We start from the raw sequence: 26,713 nt of genomic DNA on the forward strand, positions 1-26,713 counted from the left end.
GGACGAAATTAACGGAATTGCTGCGTAGCACACCCGCCGGGGAAATGCTGGTTGCGTTGGTCTTGAAGCCGTTGTTAGCTTCCAGGACGGCCAAATCACAAAAGTGCCAAAAGACCGAAAAGACAAAGACGGGGAGATTCATGAGCGCTCAGGGAACGCCAGAGGTGGCGGGCAAATCGGCGACGGTGTCAAGCGCGACGCCGAAGGGCGCCTGGACCGTCACCTTTCTCCTCTTCCTCTTCATGCTTGTGAACTTCGCCGACAAGATCGTCGTCGGTCTTGCCGGCGTTCCGATCATGACCGAGCTGAAGCTCGAGCCGGAGCAGTTCGGGCTGCTCGGCTCGTCGTTCTTCTTCCTGTTCTCGATCTCGGCAATCGTGGTCGGCTTCATCGTCAACAAGGTGCCGACCCGCTGGGTGCTGTTGACGCTCGCGGTGATCTGGGCGCTGACGCAGTTTCCGATGGTCGGCACCGTCTCTTTCACCACACTCCTGATCTGCCGCATCGTGCTCGGCGCCGGCGAAGGCCCGGCGGCCGCGGTGGCGATGCATGCGATCTACAAATGGTTCCCCGACGAGAAGCGCACGATGCCGACCGCGATCCTGTCGCAGGGTTCGGCCTTTGGTGTCATCCTGGCGGTCCCGGCGCTGAACTGGGTCATCGTCAATCATTCCTGGCATTATGCGTTCGGCGCCCTCGGAATCGTCGGCCTGGTCTGGGTCGCCGCCTGGCTCATACTCGGCAAGGAAGGCCCGCTGGACACCCACGCATCGGCCGTGATCGAACCGAAAATACCCTATCTCCAGCTCCTGACATCGCGCACCTTCATCGGCTGTGTGACCGCGACCTTCGGTGCCTATTGGGCGCTGTCGCTCGGGCTCACCTGGTTCACGCCCTTCATCGTCAAGGGCCTCGGCTTCTCGCAATCTCAGGCGGGCTTCGTCTCGATCCTGCCCTGGGTGTTCGGGGCAACCATCGTCATTCTCACGGGCTGGATCTCGCAGGTGATGTTGGCGCGCGGCTACACGTCGCGGATCTCCCGCGGCGTCCTCGGCTCGGTGCCGTTGATCGTCGGCGGCCTGATCCTCGCGATGATGCCGCACGTCCAAGGCGCGGGCCTCCAGATCGCGCTGCTCGTGGTCGGCTCCGGGCTGTGCGGCGCGATCTACGTGGTCTGCCCGCCCATGCTCGGCGAGTTCACGCCGACGTCGCAGCGCGGCGCGGTCCTCGCGATCTACGGTGCGCTCTATACGCTTTCGGGCATCATCGCGCCGCTGGTGATGGGCAGCGTGATCCAGCGCGCCGGCAACATGCTCGACGGCTACATGACCGGCTTCACCATCAACGCCGCGATCATGGTCGGCTCCGGTCTGCTCGGGCTGCTTCTGCTCTGGCCGAACACGGAAAAGGCCAGGCTGATTGGTGGTGCTGCTTCCCAAGCCGCGCCGCTGAAGAGCGCGGTGTCGCCGACGTAAGGGGCCATTTCCGCCAACCCAATCACAATCGTCGTCCGGGCCTGTGCGCGATTGCGATCCAGGCCGGGCTACGACTAGGTTTGTGGCCGCGGCTTCCGCTCGGTGAACGGCGACAACACCACGGTGGCGACCATGAAGATCACGGACGCGCCGAACACCCAGTGCGGCGCGTGCTGGTCCATGATCCAGCCGAACAGCAGCGGTGAGACGATGCCGCCGAGATTAAAGCCGGTTGAGACGATGCCGAAGGCGCGGCCGGCTGCGCCCGCCGGCGCGGCATTGCGCACCAGCATGTCGCGCGAGGGGGCAATCACGCCGGAGAGGAAGCCTGCGAGCGTCATGGCGGCGGTCAGCGCCCAACCCGGCAACATCACGAGCGCAATCAGCAGCACGATCGCCGCGTTCACGGCAAAGCAGGCCGCGGCGACATAGCCGTGGCGTTCGGTGTGATCGGCGAGGAAACCGCCTGCCAGCACGCCGGCGGCGCTGGCGCCAAGGAATGCCGTCAACATGACGTTGGCGGCCGAGTAGGACGTCCCATACCCGCTCATCAGCGCGACGACGCCGAAATTGTTGATGCCGGCGACCGACAGGCTGAGCAGCATGAATAGCGCCGTCAGCACGATCAGCGCCGGCGTGATGACGGCCTGCTTCGGCGCGCTCTCCGCGCCCGGCTTCTTCTTGCTGGCGCCGGCGTCGGGAATGTTCATGACGAGCAGCAGCAGCGCCACGAGAACGCCGATCACGCCGGATGCGATCAGCGCGCCGGCGCCTCCGGACAAGGTGACGAGCGCAGCCACGATCGCCGGCGCCACGGCTCCGCCGAGAAAACCGGCAAAGGTGTGGATCGAGAAGGCGCGGCCCATCCGCGCCTCGTCCATGTGCTCGGCCAGGATGGCATAATCGGCGGGATGATAGACGCTGTTGGCGAGGCCCAGCAGCACGGCGCAGGCGATCAGCGAGACGTAGCTGAGATGCAGGCCGAGCAGGATCAGCGCGAAGCCGCCGAGCGTGAGTCCAGCCAGCAGAATTCGCCGCGCGCCAAAATGGTCGACGAGATAGCCGGTCGGCGCCTGTGTCAGTCCGGACACCACCGCGAACACGGTGAGCGCGAAGCCGAGCTCGATGTAGCCGACGCCGAGCTGGCCCTTGAGGAACGGGAACAGCATCGGCAGCACCAGCAGATGGAAATGGCTGACCCAATGCGCGATCGAAATTCCCGTCAGCGTGCGCAGCGCGCTGTCTGCCTTGCCTTGCTGCGGTGCGGCGAGAACATCGACCATTGCAGTTCCGTTTCACTCCTGGAAGCGTGGAAACTATCGGGGAGAGCGGTTATTTGTCCATGAACGCAGCCGCATGGCAGGTAGCGCGGCCCATCTGTCGTCCCTGCGAACGCACGCCCATACCGCGCGATGTCTCGATCGTGGTCGGTCCCAGTACCGAACGGCGATCCCCGCCAAACTACTCCCTGTGGCTATGGGTCCCTGCTTCGCAGGGACGACAGCGGAGTTTGGGTCGCTAAAGCGCGATGCGATTAGGAGGAATCGCAATCGCGCTTTAGGTTGTTGTTTAAGCGTGATCTTTTCGGAAAACCGCTGCGCACTTTTCCGGATCATGCTTTAGCACGTGATCAAAATCAGCCCACCTTCACAACGGCTCGTCGTCCGAACCGTAGCGGTCGCGTTTGGGCGTTGCGATGTCGCCGTCTTCGTAACCGTCATCATCGCGCGGCGGAGGCGGCTTCTTCGCCTTGTTGTCCGTCCTCTGATTCTCGGCGATTTTTGGCGGCGCGCTCGGCTTTCCGATCTTTGCCATGGCTGTTCCCGGATGGTGCCGCATCCGTCCTTGCCTGAATATATGGGCCCTTCCTGATCTATCTCAAGAACGGCGACGAGGCCGTCAATGCACCAGCGGTCCGCCCGCCTTCTTCCAGGCATCAATGCCGCCCGCGAGATGAGCGGTGTTGGAGAGGCCGGCCTCCTTGGCGGCGGCCACGGCCATCGCCGAGCGCTCGCCGAAGGCGCAGAAGAACACGATGCGGCGGCCGGTGGCAGCGGCGACCTCGCGCAGCATGCCGCCGGGCTTGAGGCTCTCCTCGACGGACGGATAGGGCGTGTGCAGCGCGCCTTCGAGCATGCCGTGCTTCATCCGCTCGTTGGTCTCGCGCAGATCGACCAGCAGCATGTCCGGCCGGCCAAGGCTCCGGATCGCCTCGGCCGCGCTGAGCGCGCGGCCCTCCTTCTCCAGCGCTTCCTGATGCAGGCCGACATGCATGTTGGCAGGCACCGCCACATCCATCATCTTCGGATTGGGCAGCTTCAGGTTGGCCATCAGCTCGATATATTCGTCGACCGAGCGCACCTGAAGCCTGGGATTGTAGCGCTTCTCCTCGCCGATGGTGGAGACGGTATCGCCCTTGTAGTCGTGCGCCGGGAAGACCATCGTCTCGTCGGGCAGCTTCAAAAGCCGGTTGAAGATCGAATCATACTGTGCGCGCGAAGAACCGTTCTGGAAATCGGTGCGGCCGGTGCCACGGATCAGCAGCGTGTCGCCGGTGAAGACGCGATCGCCCATCAAATAGGAATAGGAATCGTCGGTGTGGCCGGGCGTGTACATCACGTCGAGCGACAGGCCCTCGATCGTCACCTTGTCGCCGTCGGCGACCCGCATCGCCACCACGTCGGCCTTGGTCTGGTCGCCCATCACGGTCATGCAATGGGTGCGGTCGCGCAACTCGCCGAGGCCGGTGACGTGGTCGGCATGCAGATGGGTGTCGACCGCCTTGACCAGCTTGAGGTCGAGCTCGCGCAGCAACTGGCAGTAGCGGTCGACCTTCTCCAGCACAGGATCGAGAATCAGCGCCTCACCGCCGGGACGGCTGGCGAGGACGTAGCTGTAGGTGCCTGAAACGCTGTCGAAGAGCTGGCGGAAGATCATGGCAGGACCCGGCATGGAACTGATTTCGAGAATTCTACTACGCCCGGGGCCCGGAAGAGAAGTAATTGACTGTATGAATGGGAATATTTGGAAGATTTTTATTTCGATGCCAGCTGTAATTCCGTAGTTCGATGCTTCGCATCGCACCGGAATGATAGCGAAGCCCTACGGCCGCACAACCGTGTACCGGTTCTCCGCCAGGAACAGGATCTGCCCGACCCCGACCTGCACCGGTGTGGCGGCCTGGGTGAACTCCGGCCGTTTGCCCGTCTCGCGCTCGATCGTATCCACCGTGTTGAGGCAAATGTCGAAACGCACGCCCTGCGCGATCAGGCTTTCGACCTGCTTGCGACGCTCGCTGCCCGACAGCAGCAGGTCGATGCCGGGACCGAACGCCACCACTTCGATCGCGATCTTGTCGGGGTCGTAGGCTTTCAGCAGATTATTGGCAACGCTCAGCACCAGTGCCTGCTTCCTGGCGTCGGCGTCGGAGAGTTGCAGCACGACCTTGTGCTCGGCGAACGGCTTGTCCTGGAGCGGCACCTGTTGCGCCGAGGCCGGCAGGATCACGGCGAAGGCGAGCAGTGCCAGCAAAAGCACAGATAGGATCTGCGCCCGCGTCATCCTTGTCCCGCAATTCCTGGATTATCGTCGACGCCCCTTAGCGTGACACCGGAGCCAAGCCGCTCCTGAAACATCCGGCCCGAGCGCAGATATTTGCCGACGACGTCCCACACCGGCGCGCCTTGCTGGCCGTTGATCGAAGCCCAGCCTGCGACCTTGTAGCGGTGGCTGGCACTGAGCGCCTTGCCGCTATTGAGCTTCAGCTCCGAAATGCGGCTGCCGATCGCGGCGGTCGGCGTGCAGGTGTAGCTGAGCCCGCCGGCGCGCACCATATCGCCGCCCTGCTGGTAATAGGGATCGGTGTTGAAGAGATTGTCGCAGATGTCCTCCAGCACGTCCTTGATCTGGGCTCCCGTCATCTCCTGCACATAGGTCTCGGGATAGGTGATCGCGGTCTCCGCGAGCAGATCCTCCACGGTCAGCGCCTGGCCCGACAGCGCGGTGACGCCCCAGCGAAAGCCCGGCGACAGCGCGATCTCGGCATCGAGCTCGGTGCGGAGCGCGGTGCAGATCAGTTCGTCGACGGGCCCGGAGAAATTGCCACGCCGATAGAGCAGGCGGTCGGGCGTTGCGATCTTCGCCGACCAGTCGGTCACATGCGGCGCGCGCAGCCGGCCGATCAGCTCGGCCATTCCAGGATCGGGCTTCAGCAACTCGGAATAAACAGGCAGCAGATGATAACGAACGTCGCCGACCTTGCCCTTGTCGATCGCGAGATCGACTACGGCGAGGAATTTTCCGTTGGAGCCGGCATTGGTGACCAGCGTGATCCCGCCGGCGTTCTTCACGGGAATCGGCTGCGGCACCGCGTCGTGGGTATGACCGCCCAGAATGACGTCGATGCCGGTGACGCGGCTCGCGAGCTTGAGGTCGACATCCATGCCGTTGTGCGACAGCAGGATGACCGCATCGACCTTGTCGGTCCCGCGCAAGGCATCGACGTGCTTCTGCAATTCCTCCTCGCGGATGCCGAAGGTCCAGTTCGGCGTGAACCGCTTGGGATGGGCGATCGGCACGTAGGGGAAGGCCTGGCCGATGATCGCGACCCGATGACCGCCGATCTCCTTGATGACAGAAGGCTTGAACACGCGCCCCGTGCCCTTGTCGAATGCGGGGGCATCGTTGAACGCTGCTTCCTCGGTCAGGAAAACGTTCTGGGCCAGGAACTCGCCCTTGAAGCGCTCGAGATTGTCGCGCAGCGTCTGCTCACCATAGGTGAACTCCCAATGCCCGGTCATCGCTTCGATACCGAGCAGATTGGCGACCTCGACCATGTCGCGGCCCTGCATGACATGGGCAAGCCCGGTGCCCTGCCAGAGATCGCCGCCGTCGAGGAGCAGCGAACGTTTCTCGCCGACATCGCCACGCAAGCGGTCGACCAGCGTCTTCAGATGGGAAAAACCGCCGAGCTTGCCGAAGCGGCCCGCGGACTTTTCGAACTCGAGGCAGGTGAAGGCATAGGCATCGGCGCTGTCGGAACGGATGCCGAAACGTTCGAGGAAGGCGCGGCCGACCAGATGCGGCGGCCGTCCGGCCATCTCGCCGACGCCGATATTGACGCTGGGCTCGCGAAAATAAACCGGGTTGAGCTGCGCATGGGTGTCGGTGATGTGCAGGATTCGCGCGTTGCCGAACCGCTCGAGGTCGTAAATGCTCGCGGTGTCAGTGCCCCGGGCAAGCCGGGGCAGGCTGAGCGATGCGGCGGCAAGGCCTGCAGATTTCAGGAAATCGCGGCGGCGGATCGCCATTCAAAATTCTCCGCGCCTCTCGTGATCGCTGGCCATTCCACCATGAAACAGTCTAGCGGATTTCCATCGCCTTCCAGGCTTCTTTTTCAGACGTCGCCTGGAAGATCGACGCCTTTGCCAGCGCCTTGGCCTCTTTGGCTGCGGCGGTGGCGCGGTCGAAATCGCCGCCATCCGCCGCCTTCTTCGCCGTTGCGAGCGTGGAAATGGTGGTGGTCCATTGGTGACGCAGGCTGGCCGCCTCCTTGGCCGCGGCTTCCGCGGCGGCATAGGCCGCCTTGTAGTCTGCTTCATTTGCCGCGCGCGCCGCTGGCGCGAGGCCGAGGGCGAGCAGCATGGCGAGAGGAATTGCCCGCTTCATGGCCGCGCTCCCGGGCCTGAGATCGGCAGGCCATTGGCAACGTAGGACAGGAAATATTCGACGTCGCGATACTCGTCCGCCTGAGGCTCCAGCGGAACCGCGCGGGTCTGGCTGTTGCAAGTGACGAAGCGGCGGCTGGTCGTGCCCATGCCGCTCCATTCGGAGCGGTAGATCGGCATCGCGTTCACGATGCCCAGCGCCGGCGCCAGGATTTCGGCGCGGATGCGCTCGCCCGGGCTCTGCACATGGCAGCTCGCGCAGGAGAAGTTCATCTGGCCGCGCCGGGTGTAGAAGTAGCGCTTGCCGTTTTCGAACGCCGCGAGCGCACGCGGATCGTCTGGAATCTTGATGTCCATCGGCTTGCCGCGCGAGGTGAAGGCCATGTAGGCGGTGAGCGAGGCCATCTCGTCCTTGACGTAGGAATAGGGCGCCTCGCCATTGGCCTCGCGGCAGCGGTTGAGCGCGAGCTCCAGCGTGACGACCCTGCCTTCCTTCTCGTCGAAATAGGGATAGTTCTGGCGGATGCCGATGCCGCCGTTCGGGAAGCAGTCGGCATAGGTCTTGCCGTTCTTGAACGGGGTCGCGAACATCTCCTTGCCGGCATCGAGCGCGAACTCGTAAGGCGGGAATTCCTCCTTCTCCTGCCACTGCCGCTTCAGATCCTCGTTCATGGAATAGGGACCGTTGACGAAGTCCTCGTGCTTCACGTTCGGAAACTTCTGGAAGAAGAAATTCTGGAACGCCTTGGCGTCGGCGACAGGATCGACCTTGTCGGCCGCGACGACGTGCGCAGAGGTGAGGGCGAACGCGACGAGTGCCGCGCTGATCGCGCCGAGCAGGAGGGAGAGGCGGGCCCTCATCACGCGATCTTCGCGGTGGTGGTATCCGACGCACCCTTGTTGTCGGTCCAGGAGATCTTGAGCTCGTCGCCCTTCTTGGCGCCCTTGAAGCTGAACTTGACGTAAGGGTCCTTGGAGACCGCGGTGCCCCAATTGGCGACGAAGACGTCCTTGCCGTTACATTCGAACTTCAGCTCCTGGATGAAATGCGCCGGGATCAGCTCGCCCTTGGAATCCTTGACGAGGCCGGTGTCCATGGGGTGCTGGATCAGTGCCTGCACCTCGGTGATGTCGCCGTTGGCGTTGGCGCGGACGCGAATGCTGGATGCCATCTGTTTCTCCCTCGCCGTTAGCCGCCGCAGCCGCCGACGGTGACCTTCACGTCTTTGGTCGCGCTGTAGAGCTTGCCGTCGGCTTCGACGATCGCGACCAATTTGGTGGACTTGGCCATCTTCAGCCTGTTGGCGACTCCCGGAATCGTGCCGTCGGCGATCTTGTAGGACGCTGCGAGCGCAAACGGGTTCTCGGCCACGAGGAACGAGATCGAGGTTACCTTGTCGAGTGTTGTCGTCACCGAGACCGGCACCACGCCGCCGTTCTCGGCAATCTCCGGCGCATCGAGCTTGACCTTGTCGGAGGGCTCGGCGTTCCTGCCATAGAGCGCCTTGATCGCGTCGGCCTCGCTCTTCTGCTTGAAGGCCTCTTCCGGATATTTGTCGTTGGCCGCGGCATGCGCAGCTGCGAACGGGAGATTGCCAAGGCCGATCAGCGCGACCGAGGCCGCGCCCTGAAGGATCAGGCGCCTTGTCGGGTGAGGGCCGGTGGTCGTGGTCATCGGAGGTCTCCTGGCGTGCCGGCCGTTACAGGGTGTGCAGGAAATCAACGATCGCGCTGATCTCCTGCTCGGTCAAAATCCGGTTCCGGCCGAACGGCGGCATCATGGTCTGCGGATTGCGCTTGGTCTCGTCGAAGATGATCGCGGTAAGCTCGTTGCGATCGGGATACTTGGTCTTGAGGTCCTTCAGTTCCGGCCCGATCGTTCCCGGCAGGTCGCCGCCTTTGATGGCGTGGCAGGTCAGGCAATTGCCCTTGCCACGGTCGAAAGCGAGCTTCTGGCCGTCGGCGACGGCGGATTGCGCCTGTGCCGCGCGGGCGAGGCCGGCGGCAATGGCCAGCAGGAGGAACAGCACGGGCATCCGGGATAAGGCGGTCAAGGCGTCATTCCGAGGCGTTGTGGCGATGGTCGCGATCGCGGAAACAGGAGCGTTCCAAAGCACAAAGGACATCGCCTGACAATCAGGACTATGTACGCGCCAAAATGGACTTAATATCTTCCGCATTGCAACTCACGGGACTATTTATTCGGCTGCCTTGGCCCAAAGAGAAAGAGTAAGGGCCATGGGCGCGGGCCGGCTGTTTCCAAGGCGTTTGGGCGCTCATCCTGTTTTCATCGTGTTCTCGTTTTTTCAAGGGGACCTCACTTGGCTGAATATGTCGTCGAATTTGGCAGGGACGGCGGACGGGTCGAGCCCGATGGGCGGCTCGATGCGCCGGCCTTCCATCGCAATCACGCGCCGCTCTGGGCGGCTCTGGAAAAGCATCTCACCGGCTGGACCGGCAACGTGGTCGAGCTCGGCAGCGGAACCGGCCAGCACGTGGTCCATTTCGCCCGCCACACGCCCGGCCTGATCTGGTGGCCGAGCGACCTCAATCAACGCCATCTCAGGAGCATCGAGGCCTGGCGCGTGCATGCGGGCCTGCCGAACATCCGCTCACCCCTGCGGATTGACCTCACCGATCCCGACTGGTGTCCGGAGATGAAAAGTGGGCAGGCGCCGGCAAGTCTTGCCGCCGTGTTCTGCGCCAATGTCATTCACATCGCGCCATGGGCCGTGGCCGAGGGCCTGTTCGCCGGCGCCGGCCGATACTTGCGCCCCGACGGCAAGCTGTTCCTCTATGGCCCCTTCAAGCGCGAGGGCAAGCACACCGCGCTCAGCAACGCGGTGTTCGATACCTCCTTGCGTGAAGGCAATCCCGATTGGGGCGTGCGCGACATCGGCGACGTCGAGGCGCTGGCGAAAGCTGCGGGTCTTCGGTTGATCGATACGATCGACATGCCCGCGAACAATCTGACGCTGGTGTTTGCGCGAGCTTGAATTGATGCTGGCTTGAGCCAGGTGCACGCTGCGCAGTCGGTGCGCTCCCTCTCCGCAAGGCTCGCAAGGGCGGAGGGAATGAGAGAACGGTGCCGGCTTCACGTGATGCGATCAAGAGCTCGAAGCGGGCGCTGCTACAGTTCGCGGTCCCGCCACCCGATCTTCTCCTTCAAGAACCGGAAGCCGAGCACCTCGAAGCCGGCGCGTTCCTTGTTGTCCTTGCCGTAGCCGTGACCGCCGGCTGCCGGCTCGTAGAACCAGGCCTCATAGCCCATCGCCTGCAGCTTGGCCGCCATCTTGCGCGCATGCCCGGGATGGACGCGGTCATCGCGCCGCGTGGTGGCGATCAGGATCGGCGGATAGGTCTGGCCAGCCTTCACATTGTGATAGGCCGAGTAGGTCTTCAGCCATTCCCATTCATCGGGCTTGTCGGGGTCGCCATATTCGGCGATCCAGCTCGCGCCTGCCAGCAGCTTGGTGTAGCGGCGCATGTCGATCAGTGGGATGGTGCAGAACAGCGCGCCGAAGCGTTCCGGGTAGCGCACCAGCATGTTGGTGATGAGGATACCGCCGTTCGATCCACCCTGGGCCGCGATGCGCTTCGGCTGCGTCACGCCGCGGCGCACGAGATCGGCCGCGACCGCGGCGAAGTCGTCATGCGAGAGCTTCTTGCCGGCGAGCCGTCCCGCGTCGTGCCAGCGCGTGCCGAACTCGCCGCCGCCGCGCAAATTCGCCTGCACCGTGGTGCCGCCGCGCTCCAGCCAGAGCTTGCCCAGCGATGAATTGTAATACGGCTTCACCGCAAGAGCGAAGCCGCCATAGGCGCTCATATAGACCGGCGCATCGCCGGTCTCGTTCGCCGGGCCGGTCTGGACGTAGGGAATGCGCTCGCCGTCGATCGAGACCGCCTCGTGCTGGGTCACTTTGAGGCCGTCGGCGGTGAACGTCTTTGGTGCCTGCTTCAGCACGACCGGGCTTGCGACGCCGCGTTCGAGCAGCAGCAGCGAGGGCGGCGTCAGCGGATCCTGCACATTGGCGAGCAGATCGCCATTGCTCTCGGATGGGTGACGGTCGAGCGGCCAGACGTCGACGACACCGATCTCAGGCAGGCCGCGAAGCGTCTCGCGGCTCCAGCCGGCGGCGGACGGCGTGCAGACCTCAAAGTGCGGCCTGAGCTCGTCCAGGATCGACAGCACGAGCTTGCCGGCGGTCCAGAAAAAGCCCTGGACCGCCCGACGAGGTGCCGGCTCGAACAGAACGGCGAATTCGCGGCGGCCCGCCAGCAAGTCCGAGAGCCGGATGCCGAGCACGGTGTCCGCCTTGTGCATCTGCCCGGCCACGGACCAATCCTCGCGCGGCTTGATCGCGAGCCAGTCGCCATGGGCCTGCAGCTCGATGGCGGTGGGAATGTCAATCGTCGAGACGGGGCCGGTCTCGTCTCCGATCGAAACACTGTAATTGAAGAAGTCGAGCATCCGGCCGAACCAGATCGTGCGGTTTGGCGTCATGCGATCAATATGGCCATACGCGGCCATGTCGTTCACGGAAGCTTCGAACAGCACGGCCGCTTGTTCAATAGATTGGCCGCGCCGCCACAGCCGCACGGTCCGTGCGTAGCCCGAGTTCGTGGCCATGCCCTCGCCATGGGCGCTCAACAGCAGCAGCGTGTCGGCGTCGATCCAGTCTGCGCCGCCCTTTGCTTCCGGCAGCGTAAAACCATCCGCCACAAAACTCTTCGTAGCGAGGTCGAACTCGCGCAACGTCACGGCATCGCTGCCGCCGCGCGATAGGCTCAGCATGGCGCGTGAGCTTCCCGGCATCGTAGCGATCCCGCTGAGCAGCCAATCCTCACCTTCGCTCGCGGCGAGCTTGTCGATGTCCAGCATGGTCTCCCACGCAGGAGCAGCTTTGCGAAACTCCGTCAGCGTCGTCCGCCGCCACAGGCCGCGCGGGTTGGCGGCATCCTTCCAGAGATTATGCAGATCGGCGCCGCGCCGGCTGACATAGGGAATGTTGTCGGGGCGGTCGTAGATCGCGGCGAGTATGTCGCGGTCGTGCTCGAAGGCTTTGCCTCCGAACGCCTGCAGCGTCAGTTGATTCTGACGCTCGACGAAGTCGAGCGCTTGCGTGCCCTCGATTTCCTCCAGCCAGCGCCAGGGATCGTCGTCGGGAGCGTTGAGCGTGGGCCTGTCGTCGACGGTCATGAACGAAACTCCTTCAAATCGCGGCGGATAGGATTTGATCGAGCGCAAGCCGTCAAGAGCGCGGCCCGCCATGATCCCTCCGATTGCGTCAGAGGCATGGCCTGCGCCCGTTTGCGCCGGTTGCCCGCCCTCCCGCACGCCTTCATAGTGCCGGGAATCAACAGGCCCTCGTGAGCCCCATGAAATTCCCTTCGGGCGGAAATGCCGATGCTTGACGTGACTTCAGCCCATGAGATCGCCGACGACGCACGCGCGCGTGCCAACGTGGTGCGCCTTGCTGCGGCGCAGGCGCTGACCGGCGCCAACTCGGCGGTGATTTTCGCCACCGGCTCGATCGTCGGCGCGACGCTCGCGCCCGACATGTCGCTCGCGACGGTGCCGCTGTCGATGTATGTCGTCGGGCTTGCTGCCGGCACGCTGCCGACCGGCGCGATCTCGCGTCGCTTCGGCCGTCGCTGGGCTTTCGTCATCGGCACCGGCTGCGGCGTCATCACCGGCGTGCTCGGCTCGTTCGCGATCCTGCACGGCTCGTTCGCGCTGTTCTGCATCGCGACCTTCCTCGGCGGCCTCTACGGCTCCGTGGCGCAGTCCTATCGCTTCGCCGCCGCCGACGGCGCCAGCGCGGCCTACCGGCCCAAGGCGGTATCCTGGGTGATGGCGGGCGGCGTGTTCGCCGGCGTGCTCGGTCCGCAGCTCGTGCAGTGGACCATGGATGTCTGGCAGCCCTACCTGTTCGCCTTCAGCTTCCTGGTCCAGGCCGCCGTGGCGCTGGTCGCCATGGGCATCGTCGCTGGCGTCGATATGCCGAGGCCCGCGCCGGCCGATCTGCATGGCGGACGTCCCTTGCTCACCATCGTGACGCAGCCGCGCTTCATCGCCGCGGCGCTGTGCGGCATCATCTCCTATCCCATGATGAATCTGGTGATGACTTCGGCGCCGCTCGCCATGAAGATGTGCGGTCTGTCCGTGTCCGATTCCAATTTCGGTATTCAATGGCACATCGTCGCGATGTATGGGCCGAGCTTCTTCACAGGCGCGCTGATCGCCCGCTTCGGTGCGCCGAAGATCGTGGCGGCCGGCCTGCTGCTGGAAGCCGGCGCCGCCGGCATCGGCCTCTCCGGTCTCACGGCAATGCATTTCTGGGCGACGCTGGTCGTGCTCGGTGTCGGCTGGAATTTCTCCTTCATCGGCGCCTCCGCGCTGGTGCTGGAGACGCATCGGCCGCAGGAGCGCAACAAGGTTCAGGCCTTCAACGATTTCCTGGTGTTCGGGATGATGGCGATCGGCTCGTTCTCCTCGGGCCAGTTGCTCGCCAATTACGGCTGGTCGGCGGTGAACCTTGTGGTGTTCCCGCCGGTGCTGCTGGGCCTCGCCGTGCTCTCGCTCGTCTCCTGGGCCCGCCGCCGCAAGGCGCGGCCGGATGCGGCCCTGGGTGAGTTCCCGGACGCGGTCTAACCGCATGATCCCGAAAAGTGCGAAGCGGTTTTCGGGAAAGATCATGCGCATAAGTGGCAGGAGGCTGTCAGCAACGTTGATGCTTCGATCGCCGTCGAAGTGATTTTCTGGTGAGGGCCAGTTAGATGTCGTCAAGGCCGGGCTTGTCCCGGCCAGCCACGTCCTGGCGGCGTTGGTGGAATAACGTGGATGCCCGGGACATAGGCGAGCGGAAGTGACGCCGTCCTTCAAACGGCTATGCCAGGCATGACGGTTGGTCGAACAAGAGAAAAGCAGAAAATGCTCGACAATCCTCAACATGCCCCGATCGACGAATCCTCCCTCGGCTACCAAGGCTGGCGCATCGTCGCGGTCTGCTTCCTGCTTGCGACCTTCGGCTGGGGGCTGGGCTTCTATGGCCAGAGCGTCTATGTCGCCGAACTCCAGCGCGCGCGGGGCTGGCCGGCCTCGCTGATCTCCGCAGGGACCACGTTCTTCTATCTGTTCGGCGCGCTGCTCGTCGTCTTCGTCGGCGAGGCCGTGCGAAAATATGGTCCGCGGCTCTGTCTGATTGCCGGCACGCTGGCGATGGCGGCAGCTAGCGTCGCGATCGGCGCGGTGCGCGAGCCGTGGCAGCTTTATCTCGCCAATGCGGTGCTCGCCTTCGGCTGGGCCGGCACCAGCCTCGCGATGATTACCAACACCATCAGCCTGTGGTTCGACCACAAGCGCGGCATGGCGATCAGCCTCGCGCTGAACGGCGCCAGCTTTGGCGGCATCGTCGGCGTCCCGCTGCTGGTCATGCTGATCGGCCATATCGGCTTTGCCAGCGCGATGTATGCCGCCGCCGGCGCCATGCTGGTGCTGCTGGTGCCGGTGATCCTGCTTCTGGTCGGCCGGCCGCCGGATCATCACGGCTGGCACGCGTCGTCAAAGGCCAAACCGCAATCATCGACGGAAATTCGCGCGCAGGCGCTGCGCGATGTCGGCTTCCTCACGGTGACGATCGCGTTCGCACTGGTGCTGTTCGCGCAGGTCGGCTTCATCGTGCATCTGATCTCGTTCCTTGATCCTGTGATCGGCCGCGAGCGCGCCGCGGTTGCGGTCGCGGTACTGACGGCGATGGCGGTGGCCGGCCGCGTGCTGTTCTCGCTGGTGATCGACCGTCTCAACCAGCGGCTGGCATCCGCGCTGTCGTTCCTCAGCCAGGCGGCCGCGCTTCTCGTCGTCATCAATCTGCACAACGACTATGTGTTGATCGCGGCCTGCGCGGTGTTCGGCTTCTCGGTCGGCAATCTCATCACGCTGCCGTCACTGATCGTGCAGCAGGAGTTCGACAGCACCTCGTTCGGCGTGCTGATCAGCCTGAACACCGCGATCAACCAGGTGACGTATGCGTTCGGCCCCGGCGTCGTCGGAGCCTTGCGCGATTGGTCCGGCGGCTATTCGCTGCCGTTCTATCTCTGCATCGCGCTGGAGCTGGCGGCCGCGGCACTGATCATGGTGCGGGGGAGGCCGCGAACGAAGGTCTCGTAGGGTGAGATCACCCTTGCCGCTGCTTCAGCAACGCCTCCACATCCAGCCGCTTGGTGAACATCGCCAGCTTCCCATCCGGCCCGAACGGCCATTGCTCCCGTGGCTTGTCCCAATACAGCTCCACACCGTTCTGGTCGGGATCGGTTAAGTAAAGCGCCTCGCTGACACCGTGATCGCTGGCGCCATCCAGCGTAATGCCGGCCGTGAGCACCCGGTGCAGCGCGTCCGCCAGCGCTGGCCTGGTCGGATAGAGGATCGCGGTGTGATAGAGCCCGGTCGTTCCTGGCGGCGGCGGCGAGCCGCCCTTGCTCTCCCAGGTGTTGAGCCCGATGTGGTGATGATAGCCGCCGGCCGAGATGAAGGCCGCACCTGAGCCCATCTTCTGCATCAGCTCGAAGCCGAGCACGCCGCAATAGAATCCGAGCGCGCGATCGAGATCGGCGACCTTGAGGTGGACGTGGCCGATCCTCGTGCCGGCGGCGACGGCAGGGTTTTGCGACATGGTGGTGCTCCGTTGATGAACTCCACATAGGGCGGGCCTTGGGACAGTGCTATGGCCTGTCCCGAAACCCTGGGTTTCCTGATGCGCAATTGCGCATCAGGATGAGACACTAAGCCAGCTCCCGCACCTCGCCTTCGGGCAGCTCGAACTCAAAGGTGTTCAGCGTCATCGAGACCATAGTGTAATAGCCGCAGAGCCCGATCACCTCGACCACGCCGCGCTCGCCGAGCAGCCTCACCGCCTCATCATAAAGGCCCTTCTCGACGCCGTGGCCCTCATGCAGCGATTTGGCGAGATCGTAGATCATCTTGCCTTTGGAATCGTCGAAGTCAGGCGTGCGGCGGTCGCGGATCGCGTCGATGATTTTAGGATCCATCCCGCCGGCAAGCGCGAGGCGCTTATGCGCGTACCATTCGTAATGCGCGGTCCAGTGCCGCGCCGTCACCAGGATCGCGATCTCCGAAAGCTTTGCCGGGAAGATCGTGTCATAACGCATGACCTCGCCGAGCCGCGTGGCGTGGCGCGCCATATCCGGGCTGTTGAGCCAGGCCATCATCGGCGCGGGCGGCTTGCCGCGCTTGCCCGCAATCGACTCGTCATAGGTCTGGCGCTGGCTCTCGTTCATTTCGCCAGGCGAAAGAAGTTTCAGGCGCATGGTCGTTTCCTCTTTGTTTTCAAGCTCGCCATGGCGCCGACTATAGCCGAATGCGGGCTCGCGGAAGTGGTTGAATTCCACGGGGCAATGGCCCAGAGTCGCGCCCAACAAGCCGATTTTGATTGATGGAAACGACCGATGTCTGAATCCAAAACCAGCGAGACTGAAACCGCCGATCTCGAAACATTCCGCAACGAGACGCGCGCTTGGCTGGAAGCCAATTGCCCGCCGGAGATGCGCAAGCCCGCGATCTCGGACGCCGACGTGTTCTGGGGCGGGCGCAACGCCAAATTCTCGTCCGAGCCGCAGCGCATCTGGTTCGAGCGCATGCGCGACAAGGGCTGGACCGTGCCTGATTGGCCGAAGGAATATGGCGGCGGCCGCCTCAGCGCGGCCGAGCACAAGGTGCTGCGCGCCGAGATGGGAAGAATCGGCGCGCGTCCGCCGCTGTCGAGCTTCGGCATCTGGATGCTCGGGCCGGCGCTGCTGAAATACGGCAACGACGCCCAGAAGAAGGAGCATCTACCGAAAATCGCCGCGGGCGAGATCCGCTGGTGCCAGGGCTATTCCGAGCCGAATGCCGGCTCGGATCTCGCCTCGCTCCAGACCCGCGCCGAGAGCGATGGCGATGATTTCATCATCACCGGCCAGAAGATCTGGACGTCCTACGCCAATTACGCCGACTGGATCTTCTGCCTGGTGCGCACCGATCCGGCTGCCAAGAAGCACGACGGCATCAGCTTCATCCTGTTCGACATGACGTCAAAGGGCGTCTCGACCAAGCCGATCCTCTTGATCTCCGGCTATTCGCCGTTCTGCGAGACCTTTTTCGACGGAGTCCGCGTGCCGAAATCGCATGTGGTCGGCACTGTAAACCGCGGCTGGGACGTCGCGAAATATCTGCTCCAGCACGAGCGCGCGATGATCTCCGGCATGGGCGAGCGCGGCGTCGGCCGGCCGCTCGGCCAGATCGCTGCGGACTCCGTCGGCACCGATACGCTGGGGCGGCTCGACGATGCGATGCTGCGCGGCAAGATCGCCAGCTTCGACGTGGATGAGGCCGCGCTCGCGGCCTGCGCGGAGCGTGCGGTCGATCTCGCCAAAGCGGGGCAGGCGCATCCGGCATTTTCTTCGGCGATGAAATATTACGGCACCGAGCTCAACAAGCGCCGCTACGAGATCCTGATGTCGGCCGGCGGCGTCGATGCGCTGGAATGGGAGAGCGAACGCTCCAGGCACGGCGCCCGCCCGCGCGCCTGGCTGCGCACCAAGGCCAACTCGATCGAGGGCGGCACCACGGAGGTGATGCTCGGCATCGTCGCCAAGCGCATCCTGGATTTGCCGGGGGCTTAACTCACCGTCGTTCCGGGGCGGTCCGCAGGACCGAACCCGGAACCTCGAGATTCCGGGTTCACGCTTCGCGTGCCCCGGAATGACAACAACAGACATGCATTCCGTCAGTTAGAGACCTTGCACCATGGCCCTCGTCCTCACCGAAGAACAATCGATGCTCCGCGACAGCGCGCGCGGGCTGATCAGCGACAAGGCGCCGGTGTCGCACCTGCGCCATTTGCGCGACAGCAAAGACCCCATCGGCTTCTCCAGAGAGTTTTGGCACTCCTTCGCCGAGATGGGCTTTGCCGGCCTGCTCGTGCCTGAGGAGTTCGGCGGCAGCGGGCTCGGCTATGTCGAAGCCGGTGTCGTCATGGAGGAGATCGGCCGCACCTTAATGCCGTCGCCTTTTCTTGCCACGTCAGTGGTCGCCGCTTCCGCGCTGAACCGAGGCGGCAATGCCGCGCAGAAATCGGAGTATCTGCCGAAGATCGCGAGCGGCTCGTTGCTCGCGACGCTGGCGGTCGACGAAGGCGCAAAGCATCGCCCGCTGCAGACCAGCTTGCAGGCCGTGCGCGCCGGCAACGGCTTCAAGCTCTCGGGCGCCAAGGCCCTGGTGGTGGACGGTCACGTCGCCGATCTCGTGATCGTTGCCGCGCGCACTGCCGGCTCGGCGGGGGAGCGCGACGGCTTGACGCTGTTCCTGGTCAACCCCAAGGCCAAGGGCGTCGCGATCGAACGCACCATCATGGTCGACGCACACAATGCGGCGCGGATCGAGCTCGCCAATGTGGAAGTCAATGCCGACAGTGTGCTCGGCGAAGTCGATCAGGGCGCCGCTCTGCTCGACGGCGTGCTCGACATCGGCCGCGGCGCGGTCGCCGCCGAAATGGTCGGCCTCAGCGAAGAAGTCTTCAATCGCACCGTCGAATACCTCAAGAACAGAAAGCAGTTCGGCAAGCTGATCGGCGAATTCCAGGCGCTGCAGCACCGCGCCGCCGAGCTCTATGTCGACATCGAGATCACCCGCGCCGCCACCATGAAGGCGCTGCAGGCGCTGGATGCGGACGTCACCAAGGCCGCCTCAAGCATCGCCGTGGCAAAGGCGCGCGCCGGCACCACCGCCACGCGCGCCGTGCAAGAAGGCGTGCAGATGCATGGCGGCATGGGCATGACCGACCAGTTCGACATCGGCTTCTTCATGAAGCGCGCACGGGTGTGCGAGGAACTGTTCGGCGATGCGAACTACCACACCGAGCAGCTGGCAAGGGCGCGGGGGTATTGAGCAGTAACGCGAGCCGTCACGGCCGGGCTCGTCCCGGCCATCCACGTCCTCACGGTGCTCCATAAACGTGGATGCCCGGGACAAGCCCGGGCATGACGGATTGAGAACGTGGCGCGGGCCTAAGCTCGCAATGACGCCGGTGGGACCGTCTTACCTCATCGGCGGTGCATACTGCACGCCACCGGCGTTCCACAGCTGGTTCATGCCGCGCGGGATCTTCAGCTTCGACTTCTCGCCGATATTGCGTTCGTACATCTCGCCGTAATTGCCGACGTGGCGGATGATGCGGACGGCCCAGTCCTTGGTGAGGCCGAGCTGCTCGCCGTAATTGCCCTCGGTGCCGACAAGGCGCATCACTTCCGGCTTCTTCGACTTCAGGGCCTCGTCGATGTTCTCCGAGGTGACCCCGAGCTCTTCGGCGTTGATCATCGCATACAGCGTCCACTTCACGATCATCATCCAGTCGTCGTCGCGCTGGCGCACCACGGGGGCGAGCGGCTCCTTGGAGATCATGTCCGGCAGGATCATGTGGTCGCCGGGCTTCGACAGGTTTATCCGCAGGGCGTAGAGCTGCGAGACGTCGGCGGAGAACGTGTCGCACTTGCCGGTGTCGTAGGCCTTCACGACGTCGTTGAGGTTGTCGAACTTCACCTCTTCATACTTCATGTTGTTGGCGCGGAAGTAGTCGGCGACGTTGAGCGCCGTCGTGGTGCCAGCCTGCACGCAGACCTTGCTGCCATCAAGGTCCAGCGAGGTCTCCTTGTTGCGCGAACGCGGCAGCATGAAGCCGGCGCCGTCGTAATAGGCGACCGCGGGGAAATAGAGGTCGTAATCGAGCTCGCGCGCCATGCTCCAGGTCGTGTTGCGCGAGAGGATGTCCACCTTCCGGCTCTGCAATTCCTTGAAGCGCTCGTTGGCATCGAGCGGGATCATCTTCGCCTTGCCCGGGTCGTTGAAGATCGCCGCCGCCACCGCGCGGCAGAAATCGACGTCGAAGCCGCTCCAGTTCTTGTTGTCCTCGGAGAACGAGAAGCCCGGCAGGCCCTTGTTGACGCCGCACAGCACCTCGCCGCGGCGCACGGTGCGCTTCAGCGTACGGGTGTCGTAGAACTCGTAGATGATGGCCAGAACGGCGACCAGCACGGCGACGGCAAGCCCGATCAGCAGGCCGCCTCGAAAACTGCGCATCATGTTGCTCTCTCGAAAAATCGGGAAAAGAAAAGGAGTGTGGACGAAGAGGGGGATATTTACAGTTCAGGCTTCTGTCGGATGACCACCTTGGTGCCAACAGGGACGCGTTCGTAGAGGTCGGCGACGTCGTTGTTGACGAGACGGAAGCAGCCCGAGGACACCTTGGTGCCGATCGTGTCGGGGCGGTTGGTGCCGTGGATGCGGTAGACCGTGGTGCCCAAATACATGGCGCGGGCGCCGAGCGGATTGCCGGGTCCGCCGGCCATGAAACGCGGCAGATAGGGCTGGCGCTGGATCATCTCCGGCGGCGGCGTCCAGTCCGGCCATTCCTTCTTGTTGGTGATGGTCACCAGCCCCTGCCACTGGAAGCCGTCGCGGCCGACGCCGATGCCGTAGCGGATTGCGCGCCCGCCCGGCTGCACCAGGTAGAGGTGCCGCTCGGCGGTCGAGACGATGATCGTGCCCGGCGGCTCGGTGGTGCGGAAGTAAACCACCTGCTTCTGCCATTCCGGATCGAGCTGGTAGGCCTCGTCGGCGACCAGGCCCGGCTCGTCGCCGCGGTCGGGCTGCTGGGCGGAGGCTTGCGGGACGGACAGAATAAGCCCTACCGCGGCCATGAACATCCCGGTCAGGCGACGAAAATCCGTCATTTCAAGCTCTCCCCGCTGCCACCAGCGCAAATCAATCAGAAGCATCAGACCTGAGGGGCAGGTTCATGGCAAGTTGATGGCGCGCCGCTCCGGCATGTCCCGAGAATGCCTATGGTTTTAGACGGAGCTAGGCAATGCCACAAACAGGGGATGGCGCGAAAAGCAGTGTGCGCGACATCCTCGCCGGGCGAGCGGCCGAAATTAGGATCGTCATGCCCGGGCTTGTCCCGGGCATCCACGTTCTTCGTGCCGCGGGCAAGGCGTGGATGGCCGGACAAGCCCGGCCATGACGATGTGGATGCAGTCGGCGCTAAATCTTGTTGCTCCCCGCCGCGATCCCCAGCCGCCTCACGATCTCCGTCCCCACCGCGCGCGCCTCCACCCGCGAGCCGATGCGGGGGCTGCGAAACCTTTGTCTGGAGTGCAATCGGATCACGACGATGCAGTGCTCGTCCTCGGACCGGCCGCGGCGCTCGACCGTGATCGTTTTCACTTCCGGTCCTGCGATATGGTCGGCGCGCAGGCTGCCGTCGCCCCATAGGCGTTCGACACGGATATCGCTCTCGCGAATGATCCAGAACGCGCCAGTGACCAGGTTGGCGTATCGGTACACGGCGAATGCGGCGATCACACCGAGCGGCAGCAGCAGGATGTCGACATGGCTGGGCGGCCATCCGCGCCAGAGCTTGTAGGCGTAGGGCACGGCGGACAATGCGATGGCGATCAACGCGACGATGCGGATGTCCCGCGCGGAAAACGCCTCGAGCGGCTCGCCGAGCCGCATCTCGGGGTTGCTGGCATCGAGCGGATTGACGGGCTCCTCGACATTGGGAACGCCGAACTGCGTGGCGATCCGGGCCACGGTGTCGCGTACATGGGTGACGTCGGAGATCGGCGGCGACGTCAGGCGCTCCCCCGAGGCCAGCGTGAAGACGAGCTGAAAGCGGGCCTTCACCCGCTTGCTGCCGGGAACCTGTAATCCGCTGATGTCGTCCTTCGGAACGATCCGCGTGCGAAGCTTCCCGAACGGACTTTGTCGTCCGATCAGGATCTCGTCCGGCGTGATGATCCACACCACCGCCGGCGCCAGCATGATGCCGCCGACGAATCCCGCTCCCAAAAGCAGCGCGACCACGGAGATGATGATCTCCAGCGTGTCATGTGTGAACAGGCCGGGCGTGAAGCACAGCGCAACGGCCGCAGCAAAAGCGGACATCACCAGCCGCTGCGCGATCGAGGCGCCTTCACGAAGGCGGATGTCGTTATTGATGGGCGTGTCGTCCATTGCGGGCGGCTGATTGCGTTCGCGCGAAACTCCACGGACGGGTCCGTGGAGTCAAGCAACAAGGGCGAGACTCGCGCCGGTAACGGGACTTAGCGGCGCACCCGTTCGAGAGCGATCCCCAGCCGTCGGGCGATCTCGTCGCTCACCGCCTGCGTCTCTGCTTTCGTTCCGATGCCCTGGCTGAGGAACTTCTGCCCGCTCAAGAGGTCGATCCTGACGACGTAGCGTTCTCCCTCGGCCCTGCTGTCGCACTCCGGCTCAATCGTCGCAACGTCGCTGCCTGTAATCGTATCAACAATTGGCTTGCCGTCACGTGTCAACCGTTCGACGCGCAGTTCACGGTGGCGGACGATCCAGAATGCGCCGGCGGATGTGTGCGCATATCGAAAAGAGAGGAGGAAAATAATGGCGACGATCGGCACGAATATGACTTCGGCGGTCGCGAGAGGCAGGCCGTTCCAGAATTTGAACGCGTAGAAAATGGTGCAGAGGCCCGCGATGATCAGGATGATGATTCGCTGGAAGGTGCCGGGGGCCTTTCGGAGGGGGGCGCCTATCCGCACCTCCATATTGGTGGCGTCAAGCGGGTTCACGGGAGAATCCATATCGAGGACGCCAAGCTGTTCGGCGATCTGTGCTGCGGTTTCACGGACGTGCGTGACCTCCGGGAATGGCGGCGAGATCAGGTGCTCTCCTGACGTCAGCTGCAAAGCGAGGCGGAAGCATGTTGGGTTGGCCCCGTCGCGATTGATCCGAATTCCGGATATCTCCTCTCTCCGAACGAATCGTACGTTCGGCTGGCCGAATGGCCGCGTGCTTTCGACGACGATCATGTCTAAAGCGATGGTCCAAAGCTCATCGGCGCCGAAGGCTGCTTCGCAGAGCATCGCAATGCCGATCACCAGACCGACCAACGCTGCAACGATCTCTGCGTATCCGTTCCGGGCCCAGCTCGCGAGGCCGCAAACAGAAATAACCAACACGATGTTCGCAAAGCCAGCCCCCACAAGGCGACCTTCGGAAGATGTATTTTTGCGGAGCAGAATTTCGCTTCCGGTCGTTGCGTCGTTCATTGCGTGCGTCAAACTCCCCCGCCGCGGCGGAAGCTCCGCGAACGGCTTGGGGGAGTCAAGCAAGAAGAGTGTCTGACCCCTGCAGCAATCTCAGGATGGGCTGCCGTGCTCAGCTGTTCGCGTTGAGCAGCTTTGCCACGGTGCGGTCGATCTCGTCGTAAGCCCCTTCGCCGGCGTGCTGGAACACGATCTTGCCGCTCTGGTCGATGATGTATTGCGCCGGCCAATATTGGTTGCGGTAGGCGTTCCAGGTCTTGGAATCATTGTCCTGCGCCACCGGATAGGTGATGCCGTGACGCTTCAGCGCGGCCTGGACGTTGGAGGCTGAGCGCTCGAACGGGAATTCCGGGGTGTGCACGCCGACCACGACGAGGCCCTTGTCCCTGTATTTCGCGTAGAGCTCGGTGACGTGCGGCAGCGTGTTGACGCAGTTCACGCAGCCATAGGTCCAGAAATCGACCAGCACGACCTTGCCGCGGAGGTCGGCAATATTGAGCGGCTTGGAGTTGAACCAATTGTTGATGCCGGTGAAATCGGGCGCGGTCTGCTGGCTGGCGGCGGCGGTGACGACAGGCGTCGCGCGCGCAGCCTCCTCGCAGAGGCCGGGGATGACGGCGCCGGTGACGGTGAAGCCGATCAGCGCGGCGGCCACGGTGAGCAGTTTGAAAGTCATGGACCCAGTCCTCCGGTGGAATGATGCGATGATCACAGGCCGATCTGGCCGGTGGGATAGAAGCCGGTGAGCCACGCCACGATCAGCGTGTCGTATTGGAAATAGGCGGCGAGCGCGAAGCCGATCACGACGATTCCAAAGCCCTGCTGCAGCCGCGGCGAGATCCGGGCGAGGCTGCGCACCCGCGTCGTCGCGGCCTGGCCGCCATAGGCTATTCCCAGCATCGGGATCGCCGCGCCGATCGCGTAGGCGACCAGCAGCGTGCCGGCCCAGGACAGCTTGTTCGAGGTCGCAACCAGCGTCAGGATCGAGCCGAGCACCGGGCCGGCGCAGGGCGTCCAGACCAGGCCGAGCGTGGTGCCGAGCACGAGCCCGCCGAGCGCGCCCTCGCGCTGCGTGGCGCTGGCATTGCCGAGATCAAGCCAGCCATTGAGCCGGATCGACAGCCATTCGAATGGTGCCGGCCACAGCATCAACAGGCCGAAGCCGAGCAGCAGGATCGAGGCGGCGTCGCGCAGCACGTTCGGATCGAAATCGAACAGGCGTGTGACTGCGCCGAGCAGCAACGCGGTCGCCGAGAACGAGACGACGAAGCCGAGCGCGATCATCGCCGGACGCAGACGTCCCGCGCGCCCGATCGAGGCGCCGAGCAGGATCGGCAGCATCGGCAGCGTACAGGGCGCGGCGATGGTGAGGATGCCGGCGAGGAGAGCGAAGAGCAGTTCGAGCATGGCGCACTCGTGAAGGAGGTCACGAGGGGAGTTCGGGCCCGTTGGGGCGGACGTTACGCGGCGTCACGCCTTCGTGACGGGCGGCAATTGCGCATGTGAGGTGTCAGGGCTCTCTCAACGCCCGCATCACTCGCCCCAAACACAAAACGACCCGGAGGGGGGCATCCCGTCCGGGTCGCTGGAGGTCCTTGGGAGGTTTAACAAAACCGTATGTCAGCTTTATAGCGGGGAAGTTTTTCCGGCTGATGTTGTGCTTTGTTTCAATTGTTTCGTCGGTGGTAACACTTCCGTGTCCTCTGGAAGGGCCTGATATCAGGCCTATCCCTTTGAAATCGTTAAGCGTCAGGCGGCGAAGCGCTCGACGCCGGCGCCCTTAAGCAATTCGGCCAGCTGCTTGCGGGCATAGAACATCCGCGTCTTCACGGTGCTCTGGGGGATGCCGATGATCTGGCCGACCTCTTCCACCGACTTCTCGTGATAGTAGACGAGGGTGATGATCTCGCGATGTGCGGGCGACAGCTTCTGCACGCAGGCGCGCAGGATGGCGCTGGTGTCGCTGCGGTCGAGCGAGGTCTCCGGCGTCTCCGCACCGTCGGGAATCTGGCGCACGTCTTCCTGGTCGATGTCCTCGAAGCGGCGCTGGCGCATCGCGGTCAGGGCCTTGAAGCGGGCGATCGAGAGCAGCCAGGTTGAGACCTGCGAGCGGCCCTGGAACTGGCCGGCGGTCCGCCACACGTCCAAAAACACCTGGCTGACGAGGTCTTCCGCCGTGGTGGCGTCGCGCACGATGCGCAGGATGAAGCGGTACACCCGCACATTGTGCCGGCAATAAAGGATATGCATCGACGTCCGGTTGCCGCCCGCAATGCTTTCGAGAAGCATGTCGTCCGAAGTCGCTTGAGCGGCGATGATGCTCTGGCTGGCCTGGGCGTTGATGGCGATGACATTCCGCATTGACTTGGCTCCCCGTAGCGCCGCAACCGAGCGGCGTTTCCTTGGACCAAAGTGTTAATGAGCCAACGTTTCGGGACGTCTGCACGAAAAGCGGAAAATGGTTTCGTGCGCCGCCAAATTGTTTCGTCACGAGAGGCGCGACGAAACATTCGGGGCAAAAAGTCGTGGAATTTCAACGTACGGAAAATACGAGGCGGAGGTTTGGTGGCGCGTCACGCCGTGACGGAACGTATGTTGGGGGATCGCGTTCGGTCGCGCCGCGCCCATCACTGTCGTCCCGGGTTCACGCTGGGCGCGCCCCGGGAGACAGCGGGAAGCGGGCTGCGCCCTACGCCTTCTCGCCCGCCGGCGAGAACAGATAGCCGCCGCCGCGGATGGTGCGGATCACGGCGGGCTTTGCCGGGTCGGGCTCGATCTTACGGCGGATGCGCATGATGCGCAGGTCCACGGCGCGGTCGAAGGCTTCGGCGTCGCGCGCATTGGCCAATTCCAGCAGGCGCTCGCGCGACAGCACGCGCTTCGGATTGGCCGCGAACACTTTCAGCAGCCCGAACTCGGATGCGGTCAGCGGATGCTCGTTGCCTTCGTCGTCGCGCAAGGCCTGAGCTTCGAGATCGAGCCATTTGGTCCCGAACCGCACCAGCTGCTCCTTGTCGGATTTCGCCGCCGCAGCCTCCGGTGCCGCCGCCTTGGCCGGCGCGCTCCGCCGCAGCACTGAGCGGATGCGCGCCATCAGCTCGCGCAGCTCGCAGGGCTTGGCTACGTAATCGTCGGCGCCGAGCTCGAGCCCCACGACCCGATCGATCGGGCTTGCGGTCGCCGTCAGCATGATGACGGGAACGTTGATGCGGCTCTTGAGGTCGCGGATGATCGAGAGGCCGTCCTCCTCGGGCATGTTGAGGTCGAGCACGACGAGGTCGGGCATGCTGCCGTCGATCGCGGCGCGCAAGGACTTGCCGCCGTCGCACAGCGTCACGGTGAAGCCGTGCATCTTGAGATAATCGCCGACCATCTCCCGGGCCGGGGCTTCATCGTCGACGATCATGATATGCTGGCTTTGGGTCATGGTCT

Annotated in this window: 27 protein-coding genes; 6 read left to right on the forward strand and 21 right to left on the reverse strand. The window is 63.9% G+C overall.

All coding sequences use genetic code 11. The annotated features are described in order from the left end of the window. The first annotated feature begins 140 nt into the window (after nucleotides 1–140). Nucleotides 141–1,475: an MFS transporter gene (locus IVB28_RS01370; RefSeq protein ID WP_247524276.1), complete on the forward strand. Its 1,335-nt coding sequence runs from the start codon at nucleotides 141–143 to the stop codon at nucleotides 1,473–1,475. 74 nt (nucleotides 1,476–1,549) lie between these two features. Here IVB28_RS01370 and IVB28_RS01375 read toward each other — a convergent pair whose 3' ends face one another. The 10 genes from IVB28_RS01375 to soxX all read right to left on the reverse strand — a co-directional run bounded on the left by IVB28_RS01375 (nucleotide 1,550) and on the right by soxX (nucleotide 9,195). Further along, nucleotides 1,550–2,758 (reverse strand): MFS transporter, encoded by a 1,209-nt coding sequence (locus IVB28_RS01375; RefSeq protein ID WP_247524277.1) that lies wholly within the window; start codon nucleotides 2,756–2,758, stop codon nucleotides 1,550–1,552. 364 nt (nucleotides 2,759–3,122) lie between these two features. Beyond that, nucleotides 3,123–3,290 (reverse strand): hypothetical protein, encoded by a 168-nt coding sequence (locus IVB28_RS01380; RefSeq protein ID WP_247524278.1) that lies wholly within the window; start codon nucleotides 3,288–3,290, stop codon nucleotides 3,123–3,125. Nucleotides 3,291–3,374: 84 nt separating this feature from the next. Then, on the reverse strand, nucleotides 3,375–4,412 hold the full coding sequence (locus IVB28_RS01385; RefSeq protein WP_247525313.1) for an MBL fold metallo-hydrolase: 1,038 nt from the start codon (nucleotides 4,410–4,412) through the stop codon (nucleotides 3,375–3,377). 165 nt (nucleotides 4,413–4,577) lie between these two features. After that, nucleotides 4,578–5,036, reverse strand: coding sequence for a hypothetical protein (locus IVB28_RS01390; protein ID WP_247524279.1), 459 nt, complete (start codon nucleotides 5,034–5,036; stop codon nucleotides 4,578–4,580). Continuing rightward, a complete protein-coding gene (soxB, locus tag IVB28_RS01395) occupies nucleotides 5,033–6,784 on the reverse strand; it encodes a thiosulfohydrolase SoxB (protein ID WP_247524280.1) in 1,752 nt (583 codons plus the stop codon). Before soxB ends, IVB28_RS01390 begins: the two co-directional genes overlap by 4 nt. 52 nt (nucleotides 6,785–6,836) lie before the next feature. Then, nucleotides 6,837–7,142 carry a hypothetical protein gene (locus tag IVB28_RS01400; RefSeq protein WP_247524281.1) on the reverse strand — a complete coding sequence of 102 codons (306 nt, stop codon included), beginning with the start codon at nucleotides 7,140–7,142 and terminating at the stop codon, nucleotides 6,837–6,839. Then, nucleotides 7,139–8,002 (reverse strand): sulfur oxidation c-type cytochrome SoxA, encoded by an 864-nt coding sequence (gene soxA, locus IVB28_RS01405; protein ID WP_247524282.1) that lies wholly within the window; start codon nucleotides 8,000–8,002, stop codon nucleotides 7,139–7,141. Before soxA ends, IVB28_RS01400 begins: the two co-directional genes overlap by 4 nt. Beyond that, nucleotides 8,002–8,313 carry a thiosulfate oxidation carrier complex protein SoxZ gene (soxZ, locus tag IVB28_RS01410; protein WP_247324490.1) on the reverse strand — a complete coding sequence of 104 codons (312 nt, stop codon included), beginning with the start codon at nucleotides 8,311–8,313 and terminating at the stop codon, nucleotides 8,002–8,004. Before soxZ ends, soxA begins: the two co-directional genes overlap by 1 nt. 17 nt (nucleotides 8,314–8,330) lie before the next feature. Next, nucleotides 8,331–8,816 (reverse strand): thiosulfate oxidation carrier protein SoxY, encoded by a 486-nt coding sequence (gene soxY / locus IVB28_RS01415; protein ID WP_247524283.1) that lies wholly within the window; start codon nucleotides 8,814–8,816, stop codon nucleotides 8,331–8,333. A 25-nt stretch (nucleotides 8,817–8,841) separates the two neighbouring features. Then, nucleotides 8,842–9,195 (reverse strand): sulfur oxidation c-type cytochrome SoxX, encoded by a 354-nt coding sequence (gene soxX / locus IVB28_RS01420; RefSeq protein ID WP_247524284.1) that lies wholly within the window; start codon nucleotides 9,193–9,195, stop codon nucleotides 8,842–8,844. Nucleotides 9,196–9,462: 267 nt separating this feature from the next. Between soxX and IVB28_RS01425 the strand changes: the two genes are divergently transcribed. Continuing rightward, a complete protein-coding gene (locus IVB28_RS01425) occupies nucleotides 9,463–10,137 on the forward strand; it encodes a DUF938 domain-containing protein (RefSeq protein WP_247524285.1) in 675 nt (224 codons plus the stop codon). A gap of 134 nt (nucleotides 10,138–10,271) precedes the next feature. On the opposite strand, the gene IVB28_RS01430 is transcribed toward IVB28_RS01425, so the two are convergent. Further along, nucleotides 10,272–12,341 carry a prolyl oligopeptidase family serine peptidase gene (locus IVB28_RS01430; RefSeq protein ID WP_247524286.1) on the reverse strand — a complete coding sequence of 690 codons (2,070 nt, stop codon included), beginning with the start codon at nucleotides 12,339–12,341 and terminating at the stop codon, nucleotides 10,272–10,274. A gap of 207 nt (nucleotides 12,342–12,548) precedes the next feature. Here IVB28_RS01430 and IVB28_RS01435 point away from each other — a divergent pair, with 207 nt between their 5' ends. Together IVB28_RS01435 and IVB28_RS01440 are read left to right on the forward strand one after the other, a co-directional pair. Continuing rightward, nucleotides 12,549–13,796: an MFS transporter gene (locus IVB28_RS01435; RefSeq protein ID WP_247524287.1), complete on the forward strand. Its 1,248-nt coding sequence runs from the start codon at nucleotides 12,549–12,551 to the stop codon at nucleotides 13,794–13,796. 279 nt (nucleotides 13,797–14,075) lie between these two features. Continuing rightward, nucleotides 14,076–15,311 carry an MFS transporter gene (locus IVB28_RS01440; RefSeq protein ID WP_247524288.1) on the forward strand — a complete coding sequence of 412 codons (1,236 nt, stop codon included), beginning with the start codon at nucleotides 14,076–14,078 and terminating at the stop codon, nucleotides 15,309–15,311. A gap of 7 nt (nucleotides 15,312–15,318) precedes the next feature. Here the strand turns inward: IVB28_RS01440 and IVB28_RS01445 are convergent, their stop codons facing one another. Then, on the reverse strand, nucleotides 15,319–15,813 hold the full coding sequence (locus IVB28_RS01445; protein WP_247524289.1) for a VOC family protein: 495 nt from the start codon (nucleotides 15,811–15,813) through the stop codon (nucleotides 15,319–15,321). A gap of 109 nt (nucleotides 15,814–15,922) precedes the next feature. Then, nucleotides 15,923–16,468 (reverse strand): carboxymuconolactone decarboxylase family protein, encoded by a 546-nt coding sequence (locus IVB28_RS01450; protein WP_247524290.1) that lies wholly within the window; start codon nucleotides 16,466–16,468, stop codon nucleotides 15,923–15,925. Nucleotides 16,469–16,606: 138 nt separating this feature from the next. On the opposite strand from IVB28_RS01450, the gene IVB28_RS01455 reads away from it, so the two are divergent. Together IVB28_RS01455 and IVB28_RS01460 are read left to right on the forward strand one after the other, a co-directional pair. Beyond that, the gene (locus tag IVB28_RS01455; protein ID WP_247524291.1) at nucleotides 16,607–17,821 is read left to right on the forward strand and encodes an acyl-CoA dehydrogenase family protein; all 1,215 of its coding nucleotides are present in this window, start codon (nucleotides 16,607–16,609) and stop codon (nucleotides 17,819–17,821) included. A 124-nt stretch (nucleotides 17,822–17,945) separates the two neighbouring features. Beyond that, nucleotides 17,946–19,085, forward strand: a complete 1,140-nt coding sequence (locus tag IVB28_RS01460) for an acyl-CoA dehydrogenase family protein (protein WP_247524292.1) — start codon at nucleotides 17,946–17,948, stop codon at nucleotides 19,083–19,085. Between the two features lie 150 nt (nucleotides 19,086–19,235). Here the strand turns inward: IVB28_RS01460 and IVB28_RS01465 are convergent, their stop codons facing one another. The 8 genes from IVB28_RS01465 to IVB28_RS01500 form a co-directional block, all read right to left on the reverse strand. Next, nucleotides 19,236–20,273: an amino acid ABC transporter substrate-binding protein gene (locus IVB28_RS01465; RefSeq protein WP_247525314.1), complete on the reverse strand. Its 1,038-nt coding sequence runs from the start codon at nucleotides 20,271–20,273 to the stop codon at nucleotides 19,236–19,238. A 59-nt stretch (nucleotides 20,274–20,332) separates the two neighbouring features. Further along, nucleotides 20,333–20,926, reverse strand: coding sequence for a L,D-transpeptidase (locus IVB28_RS01470; protein WP_247524293.1), 594 nt, complete (start codon nucleotides 20,924–20,926; stop codon nucleotides 20,333–20,335). Nucleotides 20,927–21,236: 310 nt separating this feature from the next. Beyond that, nucleotides 21,237–22,211, reverse strand: coding sequence for a hypothetical protein (locus tag IVB28_RS01475; protein ID WP_247524294.1), 975 nt, complete (start codon nucleotides 22,209–22,211; stop codon nucleotides 21,237–21,239). 89 nt (nucleotides 22,212–22,300) lie between these two features. Continuing rightward, nucleotides 22,301–23,284 carry a hypothetical protein gene (locus IVB28_RS01480; protein ID WP_247524295.1) on the reverse strand — a complete coding sequence of 328 codons (984 nt, stop codon included), beginning with the start codon at nucleotides 23,282–23,284 and terminating at the stop codon, nucleotides 22,301–22,303. Nucleotides 23,285–23,393: 109 nt separating this feature from the next. Next, nucleotides 23,394–23,957, reverse strand: coding sequence for a thioredoxin family protein (locus tag IVB28_RS01485; protein WP_247524296.1), 564 nt, complete (start codon nucleotides 23,955–23,957; stop codon nucleotides 23,394–23,396). A gap of 32 nt (nucleotides 23,958–23,989) precedes the next feature. Further along, nucleotides 23,990–24,688: a cytochrome c biogenesis CcdA family protein gene (locus tag IVB28_RS01490; protein WP_247524297.1), complete on the reverse strand. Its 699-nt coding sequence runs from the start codon at nucleotides 24,686–24,688 to the stop codon at nucleotides 23,990–23,992. A gap of 342 nt (nucleotides 24,689–25,030) precedes the next feature. Then, entirely contained in the window at nucleotides 25,031–25,642 is a 612-nt protein-coding gene (locus IVB28_RS01495; RefSeq protein ID WP_247524298.1) for a sigma-70 family RNA polymerase sigma factor, read from the reverse strand. Nucleotides 25,643–25,970: 328 nt separating this feature from the next. Further along, a complete protein-coding gene (locus tag IVB28_RS01500) occupies nucleotides 25,971–26,708 on the reverse strand; it encodes a response regulator (RefSeq protein WP_247524299.1) in 738 nt (245 codons plus the stop codon). Nucleotides 26,709–26,713: the final 5 nt, after the last annotated feature.

The organism is Bradyrhizobium sp. 199, assembly GCF_023073355.1.
Lineage (GTDB): Bacteria > Pseudomonadota > Alphaproteobacteria > Rhizobiales > Xanthobacteraceae > Bradyrhizobium.

What these genes read in the sequence shown, in the direction of transcription:
- IVB28_RS01370 (WP_247524276.1), top strand. Translation starts at nt 141, where the DNA reads ATGAGCGCTCAGGGAACGCCAGAGGTGGCGGGCAAATCGGCGACGGTG.
- IVB28_RS01375 (WP_247524277.1), bottom strand. Translation starts at nt 2,758, where the DNA reads ATGGTCGATGTTCTCGCCGCACCGCAGCAAGGCAAGGCAGACAGCGCG.
- IVB28_RS01380 (WP_247524278.1), bottom strand. Translation starts at nt 3,290, where the DNA reads ATGGCAAAGATCGGAAAGCCGAGCGCGCCGCCAAAAATCGCCGAGAAT.
- IVB28_RS01385 (WP_247525313.1), bottom strand. Translation starts at nt 4,412, where the DNA reads ATGATCTTCCGCCAGCTCTTCGACAGCGTTTCAGGCACCTACAGCTAC.
- IVB28_RS01390 (WP_247524279.1), bottom strand. Translation starts at nt 5,036, where the DNA reads ATGACGCGGGCGCAGATCCTATCTGTGCTTTTGCTGGCACTGCTCGCC.
- soxB (WP_247524280.1), bottom strand. Translation starts at nt 6,784, where the DNA reads ATGGCGATCCGCCGCCGCGATTTCCTGAAATCTGCAGGCCTTGCCGCC.
- IVB28_RS01400 (WP_247524281.1), bottom strand. Translation starts at nt 7,142, where the DNA reads ATGAAGCGGGCAATTCCTCTCGCCATGCTGCTCGCCCTCGGCCTCGCG.
- soxA (WP_247524282.1), bottom strand. Translation starts at nt 8,002, where the DNA reads ATGAGGGCCCGCCTCTCCCTCCTGCTCGGCGCGATCAGCGCGGCACTC.
- soxZ (WP_247324490.1), bottom strand. Translation starts at nt 8,313, where the DNA reads ATGGCATCCAGCATTCGCGTCCGCGCCAACGCCAACGGCGACATCACC.
- soxY (WP_247524283.1), bottom strand. Translation starts at nt 8,816, where the DNA reads ATGACCACGACCACCGGCCCTCACCCGACAAGGCGCCTGATCCTTCAG.
- IVB28_RS01430 (WP_247524286.1), bottom strand. Translation starts at nt 12,341, where the DNA reads ATGACCGTCGACGACAGGCCCACGCTCAACGCTCCCGACGACGATCCC.
- IVB28_RS01435 (WP_247524287.1), top strand. Translation starts at nt 12,549, where the DNA reads ATGCTTGACGTGACTTCAGCCCATGAGATCGCCGACGACGCACGCGCG.
- IVB28_RS01440 (WP_247524288.1), top strand. Translation starts at nt 14,076, where the DNA reads ATGCTCGACAATCCTCAACATGCCCCGATCGACGAATCCTCCCTCGGC.
- IVB28_RS01445 (WP_247524289.1), bottom strand. Translation starts at nt 15,813, where the DNA reads ATGTCGCAAAACCCTGCCGTCGCCGCCGGCACGAGGATCGGCCACGTC.
- IVB28_RS01450 (WP_247524290.1), bottom strand. Translation starts at nt 16,468, where the DNA reads ATGCGCCTGAAACTTCTTTCGCCTGGCGAAATGAACGAGAGCCAGCGC.
- IVB28_RS01455 (WP_247524291.1), top strand. Translation starts at nt 16,607, where the DNA reads ATGTCTGAATCCAAAACCAGCGAGACTGAAACCGCCGATCTCGAAACA.
- IVB28_RS01460 (WP_247524292.1), top strand. Translation starts at nt 17,946, where the DNA reads ATGGCCCTCGTCCTCACCGAAGAACAATCGATGCTCCGCGACAGCGCG.
- IVB28_RS01465 (WP_247525314.1), bottom strand. Translation starts at nt 20,273, where the DNA reads ATGCGCAGTTTTCGAGGCGGCCTGCTGATCGGGCTTGCCGTCGCCGTG.
- IVB28_RS01470 (WP_247524293.1), bottom strand. Translation starts at nt 20,926, where the DNA reads ATGACGGATTTTCGTCGCCTGACCGGGATGTTCATGGCCGCGGTAGGG.
- IVB28_RS01475 (WP_247524294.1), bottom strand. Translation starts at nt 22,211, where the DNA reads ATGGACGACACGCCCATCAATAACGACATCCGCCTTCGTGAAGGCGCC.
- IVB28_RS01480 (WP_247524295.1), bottom strand. Translation starts at nt 23,284, where the DNA reads ATGAACGACGCAACGACCGGAAGCGAAATTCTGCTCCGCAAAAATACA.
- IVB28_RS01485 (WP_247524296.1), bottom strand. Translation starts at nt 23,957, where the DNA reads ATGACTTTCAAACTGCTCACCGTGGCCGCCGCGCTGATCGGCTTCACC.
- IVB28_RS01490 (WP_247524297.1), bottom strand. Translation starts at nt 24,688, where the DNA reads ATGCTCGAACTGCTCTTCGCTCTCCTCGCCGGCATCCTCACCATCGCC.
- IVB28_RS01495 (WP_247524298.1), bottom strand. Translation starts at nt 25,642, where the DNA reads ATGCGGAATGTCATCGCCATCAACGCCCAGGCCAGCCAGAGCATCATC.
- IVB28_RS01500 (WP_247524299.1), bottom strand. Translation starts at nt 26,708, where the DNA reads ATGACCCAAAGCCAGCATATCATGATCGTCGACGATGAAGCCCCGGCC.